Source organism: Sphingopyxis terrae subsp. terrae NBRC 15098 (assembly GCF_001598815.1).
In the GTDB taxonomy this organism is placed as follows: Bacteria; Pseudomonadota; Alphaproteobacteria; order Sphingomonadales; family Sphingomonadaceae; genus Sphingopyxis; species Sphingopyxis terrae.
This window is the reverse complement of the sequence record NZ_BCZQ01000012.1, coordinates 44,240-57,781: the sequence shown is the minus strand read 5'-3', so window position 1 is coordinate 57,781 and position 13,542 is coordinate 44,240. Positions and strand designations below refer to the sequence as shown.

12 protein-coding genes are annotated in these 13,542 nt (G+C 67.2%); 2 read left to right on the top strand and 10 right to left on the bottom strand.

Going from position 1 to position 13,542, the window contains the following annotated elements; all coding sequences use genetic code 11:
- Window positions 1-20: 20 nt before the first annotated feature.
- Window positions 21-1,628 (bottom strand): M20/M25/M40 family metallo-hydrolase, encoded by a 1,608-nt coding sequence (locus STE01S_RS07660; RefSeq protein WP_062766586.1) that lies wholly within the window; start codon window positions 1,626-1,628, stop codon window positions 21-23.
- A gap of 147 nt (window positions 1,629-1,775) precedes the next feature.
- On the opposite strand from STE01S_RS07660, the gene STE01S_RS07655 reads away from it, so the two are divergent.
- On the top strand, window positions 1,776-2,999 hold the full coding sequence (locus tag STE01S_RS07655; protein ID WP_322787071.1) for an alkaline phosphatase family protein: 1,224 nt from the start codon (window positions 1,776-1,778) through the stop codon (window positions 2,997-2,999).
- A gap of 48 nt (window positions 3,000-3,047) precedes the next feature.
- Here the strand turns inward: STE01S_RS07655 and STE01S_RS07650 are convergent, their stop codons facing one another.
- From STE01S_RS07650 to STE01S_RS07630, 5 genes are all read right to left on the bottom strand, one after another.
- Complete coding sequence (locus tag STE01S_RS07650; protein WP_162928230.1) at window positions 3,048-3,563, bottom strand: hypothetical protein; 516 nt, start codon at window positions 3,561-3,563, stop codon at window positions 3,048-3,050.
- A gap of 131 nt (window positions 3,564-3,694) precedes the next feature.
- On the bottom strand, window positions 3,695-4,453 hold the full coding sequence (locus STE01S_RS07645) for a crotonase/enoyl-CoA hydratase family protein (RefSeq protein WP_062766580.1): 759 nt from the start codon (window positions 4,451-4,453) through the stop codon (window positions 3,695-3,697).
- Window positions 4,450-6,072: an acyl-CoA dehydrogenase family protein gene (locus tag STE01S_RS07640; protein WP_062766577.1), complete on the bottom strand. Its 1,623-nt coding sequence runs from the start codon at window positions 6,070-6,072 to the stop codon at window positions 4,450-4,452. Before STE01S_RS07640 ends, STE01S_RS07645 begins: the two co-directional genes overlap by 4 nt.
- A gap of 11 nt (window positions 6,073-6,083) precedes the next feature.
- Window positions 6,084-6,953: a crotonase/enoyl-CoA hydratase family protein gene (locus tag STE01S_RS07635; protein ID WP_003044683.1), complete on the bottom strand. Its 870-nt coding sequence runs from the start codon at window positions 6,951-6,953 to the stop codon at window positions 6,084-6,086.
- The gene (locus tag STE01S_RS07630) at window positions 6,950-8,134 is read right to left on the bottom strand and encodes a CaiB/BaiF CoA transferase family protein (RefSeq protein WP_062766574.1); all 1,185 of its coding nucleotides are present in this window, start codon (window positions 8,132-8,134) and stop codon (window positions 6,950-6,952) included. Before STE01S_RS07630 ends, STE01S_RS07635 begins: the two co-directional genes overlap by 4 nt.
- 39 nt (window positions 8,135-8,173) lie before the next feature.
- On the opposite strand from STE01S_RS07630, the gene STE01S_RS07625 reads away from it, so the two are divergent.
- On the top strand, window positions 8,174-8,992 hold the full coding sequence (locus tag STE01S_RS07625) for a hypothetical protein (RefSeq protein ID WP_255265909.1): 819 nt from the start codon (window positions 8,174-8,176) through the stop codon (window positions 8,990-8,992).
- Between the two features lie 82 nt (window positions 8,993-9,074).
- Here STE01S_RS07625 and STE01S_RS07620 read toward each other — a convergent pair whose 3' ends face one another.
- The 4 genes from STE01S_RS07620 to STE01S_RS07605 form a co-directional block, all read right to left on the bottom strand.
- The gene (locus STE01S_RS07620; protein WP_003044690.1) at window positions 9,075-10,319 is read right to left on the bottom strand and encodes an acyl-CoA dehydrogenase family protein; all 1,245 of its coding nucleotides are present in this window, start codon (window positions 10,317-10,319) and stop codon (window positions 9,075-9,077) included.
- A 96-nt stretch (window positions 10,320-10,415) separates the two neighbouring features.
- The gene (locus STE01S_RS07615) at window positions 10,416-11,324 is read right to left on the bottom strand and encodes a LysR family transcriptional regulator (RefSeq protein ID WP_058812127.1); all 909 of its coding nucleotides are present in this window, start codon (window positions 11,322-11,324) and stop codon (window positions 10,416-10,418) included.
- A 40-nt stretch (window positions 11,325-11,364) separates the two neighbouring features.
- The gene (locus tag STE01S_RS07610; protein ID WP_062766571.1) at window positions 11,365-12,333 is read right to left on the bottom strand and encodes an acyl-CoA dehydrogenase family protein; all 969 of its coding nucleotides are present in this window, start codon (window positions 12,331-12,333) and stop codon (window positions 11,365-11,367) included.
- Between the two features lie 10 nt (window positions 12,334-12,343).
- Window positions 12,344-13,495, bottom strand: coding sequence for an acyl-CoA dehydrogenase family protein (locus tag STE01S_RS07605; protein ID WP_062766885.1), 1,152 nt, complete (start codon window positions 13,493-13,495; stop codon window positions 12,344-12,346).
- Window positions 13,496-13,542 lie beyond the last annotated feature (47 nt).

The following is a 13,542-nucleotide window of genomic DNA, read 5'->3' as shown; positions in this document are numbered from 1 at the left end:
CCCCGGCGGATACCCGCCGCTCAGTCGTTGGGATCCTTGTATTTGAACGGATCATAGGGCGTCGGCTGCGTCGGCACCGGGAAGCGCGGCAGCGTCTTGTCGCTGTTCGCCGCCGTGACGAGCATCCCCGCCATCACGACCGAAGCCTGGCGCAAATCGTCGGCTTTCAGATGGTCGAAGGTATCGGCGTTGCTGTGGTGCGTGCGCGATCCATAATCGAGCGGATCCTGGATGAACTGGAACCCAGGCACGCCGACCGACTGCATATAGACATGATCGGTGCCGCTCGTCGGCCCCGCAACGACCTTGCCCGCGCCCATGCTCGCAAAGGGTGCGAGCCAGGATTGCAGGATCGGAACCGCGCCGACATTGCCCTCGGCATAGATGCCGCGCAGCTTGCCCGAGCCATTGTCCATGTTAAAATAGGCCTTGAGGTCGCCGTAACCGGGCTTTGGCGTGATCGGGTACCGGCTCGGCCAGCCATAATAGAGCGCGTTGCCGTCCTCGCCCTCGGTCGGGCCGGGGCGCGCCGCGAGATATTTGTCGACATAGGCGAGCGACCCGAGCAGCCCCTGCTCCTCCGCGCTCCACAGGACGAAGCGGATCGTGCGCTTCGGCCGGATGCCGAGCTTGCGAATGATGCGCGCGGCCTCCATCACGACGGCGCTGCCGGCGCCATTGTCGGTCGCGCCGTCGCCCGCCACCCAGCTGTCGAAATGCGCACCGGCCATGACATAGCCGGCCTTGGGGTCGGTCCCCGGAATTTCAGCGATAATATTATAGGCGCGCGTGTCGCTGTCGTCGTAACGGACGTTGGAATCGATCTCGAGCTGCGGCGGCGCCCCGCTTTTCGCGAGCCGTGCCAGGCGGCGATAATCCTCTGCGGCGAGTTCGATGCCGGGCAGCGTCGGCGAATGGCCGACGCGATAATTATAGCCCTCGCCATGGACGAGCTTGCCGTCGCGATAGGACTGCCGAACCATCGCCACCGCGCCTTCGGCCTTCAGAAAGGCATCGAGCTTTTCGGCAAACGTCACGCGCTCCAGCCGGCGATTGAGCGCATCGGGATCATATTTGGGCTGGCGAAACTCGTCGAGCTTGCCGATGTCGTCGCTGCTCAGGCGGCGAAAGGCCGGCTTGTCGGGCTCGTCACCATCGCCCGGCAGCGACACGAGCACGATCTTGCCGGCGAGCTTGCCCTTCCATTCGGCGAAATGTTCTTCCTTCGACATCGGCGCGACGATGATCGGGGCGGTCACCGGTCCGTTGGTCGACGGCGTCCAGGCAATCGGAATGGCGGTCAGCGCGAGCGGGCGCGGCGCGACCATACGTGCGCTGACCGACAGGATTTCCCATCCGCGGCCGAATTCAAAGCCATCGCGGCGGACATTGGACAGGCCCCAGCCTTCGAACTTTCCGATCGCCCAGGCTTCGGCCCGGCGCATGGCGGGCGAATTGGTCAGGCGCGGACCGATACCGTCGGTCATTTCCTGTGCCGTCTGCATCACCTGGCTGCGGTTATAGCCTTCATCGATGATGCGATTGGTGTCGTCGCCGCCCTGCCCGGTCGCCGGCACAGCCAGACATGCTGCGCCGACCAGCAGCGCCGCCATCAAACCCCTGTTCATAAACGCGTCCCCTTCATTTCGTCCGTGGTTTCGGTTGAAACCGGGTGCACCATGGCAAGTGTGCGATTGCAAGCATGATATGGCCGAACCGCCTCGCCGACGCGCAATGACCTTGTCGCGCGGTTGTCACGCCGCCATCCTAGCGCGATGACCATGACTCGCCTGATGATCCTGATCGCCGCGCTTTGCTCGCTGGCCTCGCCCCATGTCCGCGCTACGGAAGCGAACGCCGAACCGCGCGCGCCCGTCACCATCCTGATTTCGATCGACGGTTTCCGCGCCGACTATCTTGACCGCGGAATCACCCCCAATTTGTCGAAACTCGCCGCCGAGGGCGCGCGGGGCGCGCTCCGCCCCTCCTTCCCTACCAAGACCTTCCCCAACCATTATGCGATCGTCACCGGCAAACGCCCCGACACCAACGGCATCGTCGGCAACAACATGATCGACCCGCGGCGTCCCGCCGAACGCTTCAGCCTGGGCAATGCGAAGCAGGCGCTCGACCCCTTCTGGTGGGACGAGGCCGAACCCGCGTGGGTGACGGCGCAAAAGGCAGGCGTGCGAACGGCAACGATGTTCTGGCCGGGCAGCGAGGTCGCGATCCACGAGGTGCGTCCGGCCGATTGGCTGCGCTACGATGAAAAAGTCAGCAATGTGCAGCGCGTCAACGCGGTCCTCGACTGGTTGCGCCGCCCGCGCGCGATCCGCCCGGCCTTCGTGACGCTCTATTTCGACGCCGTCGATACCGCGGGGCATCATTTCGGCCCGGACTCGGCGGAACTCAATGCCGCGGTGACCGAGGTTGATGCCCGCATCGGCGACCTCTTGTCGGGGCTGAAAGACCTCGACCAGCCCGTTCGGCTTCTGGTCGTGGCCGATCATGGCATGCACGCGATCAGCGACGCGCGGATCGTCGACCTTGCCGACCTGATCGATTTGCCGAGTATTATCGCGGTGGAGACCGGCCCCTATGCCGCGATCGAACCCGCCGCCGGCACCGACGACCGGGTCTATGACGCGCTGCTGAAGCCGCACGACCATATGACCTGCCGCCGCCGCGAGGATCTGCCGGAACGCCTTCACTATGGGCACAATCCGCGCGTCGCGGCGATCATCTGCATCGCGGAGAACGGCTGGACGATCGTCGCGGGCAAGCCGGCCTACCCGGTGATGGGCGGAGCGCATGGTTATGACAATGACGACCCCGACATGCGCGCCTTGTTCATCGCCTATGGCAGCGGCCTGCGCGGCGACGTCGGGCTGGTCGACAATATCGAGGTCTATCCGCTTCTGATGCGCCTGATCGGCGTAAAGCCGCTGCCGAACGATGCGCGCGGCGCGCTGCTCGAAAGTCTTGCGCCGCAACGCTGACCCGCGAAACGCGATCGGAACCGCGCGCGCCGGTTCCGCTATGCCCGATCAGTCGCGCAACACCGCCATCGCGCGGATCGACAATTCGGGTGCGTTGACGATCTGGACGAGGTAGCGGCCCGGCGTCACGTCATATTCGACCATCTTGCGGATGCCCGAGCAGGCGGGGCCATGGCCGTGCGCCGCCGCCGGCTGCGCCTTGCCGTCGCGTACCAGATCGATCCAGGCGCCCGCGTCGAGCGCGATCACGAGCCGGCCGGCCCGTTTCACCTCGACCGGGATCATGCCGCCGAATTTGAACACATCCTGCCGTCGCTCGGGCGCGATCCAGTAGCGCAGGCTTTCGGCCTTATGGAGCAACAGGCCCGTTCGCGCCGCGCCGAGCGACGGCCAGTCGGCGGCGCGCGCCTCGCCATAGGCATAGATGGTCTTGGCCGAACTCATCCGCCCCCAATCGGCCAGATCGGGCGGCAGCGCGGGGTTGGCGGGACAATCGGCCACCGCCTTGACCTTGCGCGGCGCCTTGCCTGCCGCCGGCACCGCCAGAATCACGGCAGCGCTCAACGCCGCACCTGCAAAGACCCGAAACCGCATCGCTCACCCTCCCGCGCCGGAATAACCGTCGGCGGCAATCTATACCGGTGCGGTCGCTTTGTGGATGCCGGAAATAGCAGACGCGCCGGACCGTCACGCGATCAGTCGAAGCGCCCACTCCGCCCCGCCCCGCCGACAAAGCGTTCCGCCCCCTTTGCGGCTTCGGCGCGCAACGGCGCGGCGCCTTCGCGCCCCTCGAAGCGGAGCGCGTCGGCAAGGTCGAAATCCCATTGGCGATAGGCCGACATGCGGTCGGTACGCATGCACAGCGCCGGAAAATGTGCGATCTCGGCGGCGAGCGCCTGCGCGGCCGCCAGCGCCTGCCCTTCCGCCACGACCCGGTTGGCAAGCCCGATTACGAGCGCTTCGGCCGCATCGACCGGGCGCCCGGTCAGGATCATGTCGAGCGCGCGCCCCTGTCCCACGATGCGCGGCAGGCGGACCGTCCCGCCATCGATCAGCGGCACGCCCCACCGGCGGCAGAAGACGCCGAACACCGCGCTGGCGGACGCGACGCGCAGGTCGCACCACAGCGCGAGTTCAAGGCCGCCGGCAACCGCATAGCCTTCGACCGCCGCGATCACCGGCTTCGAAAGCAACATGCGCGACGGCCCCATCGGCCCGACGCCTTCGGGTTGGTAACGCTCGTTGCCCGCCCCCACTGCCTTCAGGTCGAAGCCTGCGCAAAAATGGCCCGACGCGCCGGTCAGCACCGCGACCGCGGCGCTGTCGTCGGCGTCGAAGTCGGCGAACGCCTGCCGCAACAGGTCGGCGGTGGCCGGGTCGACCGCGTTGCGGCAGTCCGGGCGGTCGATGGTGACGGTGCGCACCGCGCCGTCGTTGGTGATCCGTACGCTCATGCCGCGGGCATCGCACGGTCGACGATCGCGCGCGCATCGACGGCTGCATCGAACGCGCCATGGGCGCTGCCACGTGGGCTCAGGCGAAGGCGGCAGAAGGCCTCGGCAATCGGACTATCCTGTCCGATCAGGATCGCGGCCTGCGCCGCAAGCGCCAGCCGCTCGACGAGCAGCCGTGCGCTACTCTCGTCGGCGCGCGTCAGATCGATGTCCTCGACCCAGCGATCATAAAGGGCGTCGCGTCCGCGCTGCGCCGCCAGAAAATCCTGAAGCGCCGCCACCCCTTCTGGTTCGCGCGCGATGGCGCGCAGCACGTCGAGCGCGATGACATTGCCCGATCCTTCCCAAATCGCGTTGAGCGGCGATTGGCGGAACAGCCGCGGCATCGGCCCCGCCTCGACATATCCCGCGCCGCCATGCGCCTCCATCGCCTCGTAAACCAGCCCCGGCGCGCGTTTGCATACCCAATATTTGGCAATCGGCGTCAGCAGCCGCGTCAGCGCATCCTCTTCGTCGAACGCCTGCGCCAGCCGGAAACCGAGCGCCGTCGCCGCCTCGCTTTCGACGGCAAGGTCGGCCAGCACCGCCGCCATTGCGGGCTGGTCGATCAGCCGTTTCTGAAAAGCCGACCGATGGGCCGTGTGCCACAGCGCCTGGGCAAGCGCGCCGCGCATCTGCTGCGCCGAACCGATCACGCAGTCGAGCCGCGTATGCTGCACCATCTGGATGATCGTCGCGACGCCGCGTCCCTCGGCGCCCAGCCTTTGGGCCAGCGCACCATGATATTCGATTTCGGACGAGGCGTTCGACCGGTCGCCCATCTTGTCCTTCAGGCGCATGACGCGGAACCCCGCATTGCGGGTGCCGTCGGGCAGCCAGCGCGGGACAAGGAAACAGGTCAGTCCGCTTGTCGCATAGGCCAGCGTCAGGAAGGCGTCGCACATCGGCGCCGAACAGAACCATTTATGCCCCGTCAGGCTGTACCAGCCCGCTTCGCCGGTCGGTTCGGCGCGCGTCGTGTTGGCGCGCACGTCGCTGCCGCCCTGCTTCTCGGTCATCGCCATGCCGATCGTGACGCCCGCTTTCTCCGCCGCCGGGCGGAAGGCCGGATCGTAGCGGCCCGCCGCGATGCGCGGCACCCAGACGTCGGCGACCGCCTGCTCGGCTCGCAGCGCGGGCACGGCGGCATAGGTCATGGTCATCGGACAGCTTGTGCCCGAATCGGCCTGCCCGGTCAGGAAGAGGATCGCCGCGTGGAGCGTATGGCCGCGTGCGCTGCCGTCCCACGCCGATGCCGCAAAGCCGCTATCGAGCCCCAGCCGCATCAGGTCGTGATAGGCGGGATGAAAGCGCACCTCGTCGACGCGGTGGCCATAGCGGTCATAGGTTTCGAGCACGGGGGGCTGGCGGTTCGCCTCGACGCCCCATTCGATCACCTCGGCCGAACCACAGCGCTGCCCGAGCGCGGCGAGCCGGGCGCCATGCTCGCCCGCGCCTGCGCTGTTCACCGCATCGACCAGCGCCCGGTCGCCGGTAAACAGGTTCCTATTTTCGAACGGCGGCGCCTGGTTGAACACATCATGGGTGTCGAGCCGGTCGATCGGCTGGAGTGCGGTCATGCTTCGTCTCCTCAATCGTCGGCGGGCAGGCGCTTCGACACCTGGCTCGCGATCGGATCGCCGCTGTCGCGTTCGGCCACCGCCTGCTTGAAGCCGACCTCCTGCGCGCGGTCGCGGAACCATATGCCCTCGGGCGAATGGCGCGATACCCCGTCGAACAGCGTCGCGAACATCTGGGTATTGTTGAGGCCCATATTGTCATAGGCCTGATTGACCACCGTCTTGGTCATCATCAACTGGTTGCGCGGAACCCCGCGCAGCCGCCCGACGAGCCGCTCGACCGCATCGTCGAGTTCGGCCTCGGGCACCGCTTCGAGCGCCAGCCCGATCCGTTCGGCTTCGCGCCCGTCGATCAGGTCGCCCGTCATCATCATGCGCTTCGCCATCTGCGGCCCCAGGCGATAGACCCACATCGCCGGGGTCGGCACGCCCCAGACGCGCGCAGGGGGATAACCGATGCGCGCATCGTCGGCCATGATCAGAAAGTCGCAGCACAGCGCGATGTCGGACCCGCCGGCAACCGCGGCGCCATGAACGCGCGCGATTGTGGGCTTGGTCGCGCGCCACAGTGCCATGAAGTCCTGCGTATTGCGCCACATCATCTGGAAATCGAGCGTCGGATCCCACGGCATATCCTGCGACCCGCTGATCTCGCCCTTGCGTTCGGCATAATGTTTGAGGTCGTATCCGCCGCAAAAGCCCGGCCCCGCGCCGCGCACGACGATGACATGGACGTCCGCATCGGCCTCCGCCCGCTCGACCGCGGCGCGGATCTCACGCGGCATACCGTGCGCGATCGCGTTGAAATGTTCGGGACGGTTGAGCGTGATCGTCGCCACCCGATTTTCGGCGGCATAGGACAAGGTCTGATAGGTTGTCATGGGGTCTCCTCAGGGCAGCAGGCGGCGCCGTTTGCGATGGCGGCTTCGATCTCTTCGGGGGTGAGGCCGGCCGCGGCGAGCACCGTCCGGCTGTGCTCGCCGACGCGCGGCGCATGCATCTCGAACCCCGGCCGCGCGCCGTCGAAGCGCGCCACGGGCCGGGTCCGGCGCACCGCACCGGCCTGCGGGTGGTCGGTCAGCGCGACGAAGCCGTCATGGACGATCTGGGCGTGACCGGGGAGCGCCGCCGACCGGTTGGCGACGCCGCACGGCACGCCCGCATCGGCCAGCCGGGCCACCGCCTCGCGCGTGCTCAGCGCGGCAATGCGCGGCGCCGAGATCGCGCGCAGATCGTCCCAGTTGAGGAATCGCGTCGTCATGTCGGCAAAGCGCGGATCGGCGAGCAATTCGGGCGCGCCGATCGCGCGCGCCCAGCCTTCGAATTCCGATTGCGACAGCATGACAACGACGATCCAGCCGTCGCCGGTCGCCCAGGGGCGATAGACGGCGGCGATGTCGGGCATGCGCGAGGACGTATGAGGAAAGGCCTGCGCCCCGTGGAGGTCGATCCAGCCATAAGCGACCGCGGCCTCCAGCATCGAAATATCGACGACCGCCCCCTTTCCGCTGCGCGCCCGTGCGACGAGCGCGGCGGTCGCCGCCTGCGCCGCGTAGAGCCCGGCGGTCTTGTCGCAAATCCATTGCGGGGCGAGCAGCGGGCCTTCGGCGGTCCAGCTGACCATCCCCGATTCGGCCTGCACGATCGGATCATAGGCGCGCCCGCCCGCCATCGGCCCGTCCTGACCGAAGCCGCTGATCCGCGCGATGACCAGATCGGGGCGCAGCGCATGCAGCACATCGGTGCCAAGTCCCAGCCGCTCCATCACCCCGGGCCGGAAATTATGGATGAGGAGGTCGGCGTGCGGCACCATGCGGCGCAACAGCGCCTGCCCGTCAGCGCGCGCAAGATCGATCGCGACCGATTGCTTGTCGGCGTTGAGCGCGACATGCGCCGAGCTGAACCCCGGCGCGGCGACCGCGCCGAGCAGGCGCGCGCGATCGCCTTCGGGCGGCTCGACCTTCCATACGCGGGCGCCCTGCTGTGCCATGATCTGCGTCGCCAGCGGCCCCGCGACAACGCTGGTAAGATCGATTACGGTCACGCCGTCGAGGGGCAGCATCTTCCTCTCCCATCTTATTTGTTGCATATATTGTCGGATATGGACACAGAACGCAATATAGTAAACTCGGCCGATGCCGGAGGGATGAGCGCGCGGATGCTCATTCTCGATCTGCTCGACACCGGCGCTCCGCCGGCGTTCACGGTCGCCGAACTGGTGCGCGCCGGCGGGGCCTTCGGGATCGAGGCGCCGGGCATCCGGACGGCGTTGACGCGCCTCAAGTCGGAAGGCCGGGTTCAGACGATCGCGCGCGGTCGCTATACGATCGGCGCGAATGCAGAGGTGTTGAAGCAGCGGATCCTCGGCTGGCGCACCCGGCTCGAGCGGCGGCAGCCCTGGGAGGGACGCTGGCTCGTCGCGGTCGCGGGGCCGCAGGAGCGCGCCGACCGCACCATCTGGCGCCGGACTCTGCGCGCGCTTGATCTTGAAGGATTTGCCGAGGCCGACGCCAGTATCTGGGTGCGCCCCGACAATCTGGAGCGTGGGGCCGCGGGGATGCGGCAAGATTTGATCGAACTCGACGCCGCGCCATCGCTGTTCGTCGTCGAAGCGAGCGGGCTGGACGCCGCCCGCGACGCCCGCTTCCGGACCTTGTGGCAGGGCGAAGCCCTGCGCGCGTTGCACCAGCGGCTCGCCGCCCGCCTCGACGAAAGCGCGGCGGGCATCGATGAAAGCCGGCTGCCCGCGGCGGCGGCCGAAACGCTGCTCCTGGGGCGGCAGGCCATCCGCGCCATCATGCGCGATCCGCTGCTACCCGAAAGGCTTTGTCCAAGCGATGCGCTCGCCGCGCTGATTGCGGCGATGACGCGCTACGACCGCTTGGGCAAGCGCATCTGGGCGCGCTATCTCGAAAGCTGATCGGTCGCGGCGCGGAAAACGAACGCCGGCGGATGCGGGGCGAGCGGCGCTCCGGCGCCGCCCACCCCGCCCTTTCCGCGGCTTAGTGGCGCGCGAGTTCGTCGCGGCCCACGACCATATAGTGGACCTCGTCGGGGCCGTCGGCGAAGCGCAGATGGCGCACATCGGCATAAAGCTCGGCGAGCGGCGTCCAGTGCGAGATGCCGGTCGCGCCGTGGATCTGGATCGCCTGATCGATAATCTGGCACACGCGCTCGGGGATCATCGCCTTCGCCATGCTGACCCAGACACGTGCTTCACGATTGCCGAGCAGGTCCATCGCCTTCGCGGCCTTCAGCACGATCAGGCGCATCGCCTCGATATCGCAGCGCGCCCGCGCAATGACTTCCAGATTCTTCCCGAGCTGCGACAGCGGCCGGCCGAAGGCGGTCCGCGAATTGCCGCGCTTGACCATCAGGTCGAGTGCGACCTCGGCCTTGCCGATGGTGCGCATGCAATGGTGAATGCGGCCCGGCCCGAGGCGCATCTGCGAAATCTCGAATCCGCGCCCCTCGCCGAGCAGGATGTTATCGCGCGGCACGCGGACATTTTCGAACCGCATATGCATATGCCCCTGCGGCGCATGGTCGGCACCGAACACCCGCATCGGCCCGAGCACCTGCACGCCCGGCGTGTCCATCGGCACCAGGATTTGCGAATGCTGCGCCTTGCGCGGCGCCTCCGGGTTGGTCTTGACCATACAGATCAGGATCTTGCAGCGCGGATCGCCGGCGCCGCTGATGAAATATTTCTCGCCATTGATGACCCATTCGTCGCCCTCGAGCGTCGCGCTGGTTTCCAGATTGCTCGCGTCCGACGAGGCAACGCCGGGTTCGGTCATCACATAGGCGGAGCGGATTTCGCCGTTGAGGAGCGGCTTCAGCCAGCGATCCTTCTGTTCGGGCGTGCCGACCATTTCCAGCACTTCCATATTGCCGGTGTCGGGCGCCGAACAGTTGAGCGATTCGGATGCCAGCGGCGATTTGCCGAGTTCGGCCGCAATATAGGCATAATCGAGGTTGGTGAGCGGGGTTCCCGTATCGCCGTGGGGCAGGAAGAAATTCCACAGCCCTGCCGCCTTCGCCTTGGCCTTCGCGCCTTCAAGCAGCTCAAGCTGCCCCGGCGCCCAGCTCCAACGGTCGGCGCGCCCTTCGCCGAGGCGGAAAAACTCCTCGGTGATCGGATCGACATTTTCGGCGATGTGGCGCTTCACCGCATCGAACAGCGGCTGCGCTTCCTTTGACATTCTAAGGTCGTTGAGTTCGGCTTCGAGTTCGATCGGCGTCATCGCTATTCTCCTTGGTTGGGGCCAAGGCTAGTGCCCCTGCGGCATCAGGAAAAATGATAACTTCGAATAAAGTCTATTCGCCTGAGGAATAGGTGCCTATTCTTCGCGCATCACCTCGAGGATGATCGCGCGCAGCCAAGCGAGGCCGACATCCGCCTGAACCGCGCGATGCCAATAGAGATAGCTGCTGCTCTGTGCGACCGCGATCGGCAGGTCGAACAACTGCATCGGCCAGATGTGCTGCAACATGCGGACATGGCTGCGCGGAAGCGTGCAGAGCATGTCGGTCTTCGCCACGATCTGCCAGGCGGTGATCGCATGCTGGCAGCGCACCGCGACGCGGCGCTGCAAGCCGAGCCGCGCCAGCGCGATATCCTCTATCCCCGGCCCGTGCGGACGCGGTGTCGCGAACACATGATCGAGCGCGAGATAGCGATCGAGGTCGAGCGTCCCGTCGATGCGGTCATTACCGATCCGCGCCGCCACCAGCAGCGGCTCGACACCGAGCGGCTCGCGGCACAGCCGGTCCTCGACGGGCAGGTCGACGTCGATCGCGACGTCGAGATCGCCGTTGGCCAGCGCAGCGACCAGATCGCGGCGCCGAAAGGCGGTCGATATCAGGCGGACGTGCGGTGCCTCCGCAAGCACGCGCGAGGCCAGTGCCGGAAAGCGCGACATCTCGCCCGCCAGCCGGATTCCGATACGAAACTCGCGCGTCGATTGTGCGGGATCGAAGCTCCCCGCCCCGTCGAGCGCTGCGACCAGCTCGCGTAGTGCCGCATGGATCGGCTCGGCAACCGCCCGCGCGGTCCCGGTTGGGACGAGGCGGTTGCCCTGGCGGATGAACAAGGGATCGTCCAGCATCGCGCGCAGCTTGGCCAGCGCATGGCTGATCGCGGGCTGCGACAGATTGAGGTGCGACGCGGCGGCCGACACGCCGCCCTTGGTATAGATGGCGTCGAATATCTGGAGCAGGTTGAGGTCGAGCCGCGGCAGGCGCTTCATATCATGTTCCTATCGCCCTTGCCTCGGCAGCGCCAGGAGGTCAGGCCGGTGCCAGTGCCGTGCGGACGAAATCGACCGAACCCGACGGCGCCGCCAGCCGTTCGGCGCCGAGCAAGCGGTTCCAATAGCTTTCCGATCCGTCGGCGAGCCGCCAGGCCTGCAGCCGGCGCGTATAGAGCTGAAGATCATATTCCTCGCTGATACCGATCGCACCATGCACCGCATGCGCGATCGCCGCGACCCGCGCGGCGGCGCTGCTCGCAACGGATTTGGCGGTCGCCGCCGCCGCGAGCGCAGGCGGGAAAGAACCCGCGCCGCCGATATGCGCGGCAATGCGCGCCGCGACCATATCCTCCGCCATCACGGCAAGCTGCTGTTGCAGCGCCTGCTGCTTGCCGATCGGCTTGCCGAACTGGATACGCTCGTTCGCATAGCCCGCCGTCATGGTGGTCAGCCGATCCGCGGCGCCCGCGATCAGCGCGGCGCGCAGCACCGCCGCCGCGCGGCGCAATCCGTCGGGGACTATCGGCCCCACCGGTGTCGCGGCTTCGCTATCCCAGCGCACCGATGCCGCGAGTTCCCCCGCGCCGCCATCCGCTTCGCCTGCCACGCCGGCAAGATAGAGATTGCCCTCCCATTCGACGAGCAGATGTCGCGCCAGCGCCGCACCGATCACCCGCCCGGCTGCGCCGGACGCCTGCGCGGCGATCGCGATCGGTCCATCGGGCGCGGCCCTCCCCGCTTGCGCGAGCAACGCGCGCGCAATCATCGTTTCGCCGACCGGACAGGGTACCGCATGGCGGCCAAGCACCAGCCACAGCGGGACGATATCGGCAAAGGACAGCCCCGCGCCGCCGGCGTCTTCGGGAGCCAGTGCATCGAGAAAACCCGAAGCCGCGAGCTCCGTCCATGCCCTGTCGTCCGGCTCGCCGCGCTCCGCTGCGCGCACCGCGGCGGGGCTAAAAAGCGCGGCGATCATCCGTTCGAAAGGGTCGAGGAAATCGGTCATCTATGGCTCCTCACCGAAGGCCCATGCCGCGGGCGATGATGCCGCGCAATATTTCGCGGGTGCCGCCGCGCAGCGAAAAGCTGGGCGCGACATGCGTGACATAGGTCAGCGTGCGGTAAAGCTCGTCCGAGACGGGTTCATCGGGATGCGCGGCAAGGTCGTCGCCGATCGCGACCGGAAGCTGCTGCTCGAACGCCGTCCCCAGATCCTTGACCAGCGATGCCTCGACCACCGGGCTTTCGCCCGCCGCAAGCCGCGCGGTGCAGGCGATCGACATCGCGCGCAGCGTCGCGAGCCGCGCGGTGAAATCCCCCACCAGCGCGCGCACCGCCGTATCGTCGCGTCCGATATGCTGCAAATGCCGCACCCAGGCATCCAGAAGCACGACGCTCGAGTAGATACGCTCGGGGCCGCTGCGTTCGAAGGCGAGTTCGGCGGTGACCTGCTTCCACCCCTCGCCCTCGGCGCCGATCAGCGCGTCGGCGGGCAGATCGACATCTTCGAAGAATATTTCGCAGAAATGCGCGTCGCCGGTCAGATCGACGATCGGACGGATGGTGATCCCCGGCGCCTTCAGGTCGATGATAAGCTGCGACAGCCCGGCATGACGATCCTCGGCGCTTCCCGAGGTGCGGAGCAGCGCGATCATATAGTCGCAGTGCATCGCGCCGGTCGTCCATATCTTCTGCCCGTTGACCCGCCAGCCGCCCGCGGTGCGCTCGGCGCGGGTGCGAACGCTCGCAAGGTCCGATCCCGATCCCGGCTCGCTCATCCCGATGCAGAAGAACAATTCGCCGCGGCAAATGCGCGGCAAATAAAATTGGCGCTGCGCCTCGGTCCCGTAATTCAGGATCAGCGGCGCGCTTTGCCGGTCGGCGATCCAGTGCGCCGCCACCGGCGCGCCGGCCGACAGCAATTCCTCGACGACGACGAACCGCGCGAACGGGCCGCGCTCGCCGCCGCCATAGGCTTTGGGAAGCGTCAGGCCGAGCAGCCCTGCAGCGCCGAGCTTGCGGCTGAAATCGGCGTCGAACCCTTGCCACGACCGGGCGCGGACGTCGGCGGGCCGCGCCGCCGTCGCCGCCTCGGCGAGCGCACGGACGCGGCTGCGCAGCGCCTCATCCTCGGGCGGCAGGCTGCTCGGTTCCAGCGTGTCGAACACAATAGTCTCTCCCGCACCGACTCTGCAAAATCGCGTAGCCGCCCTCT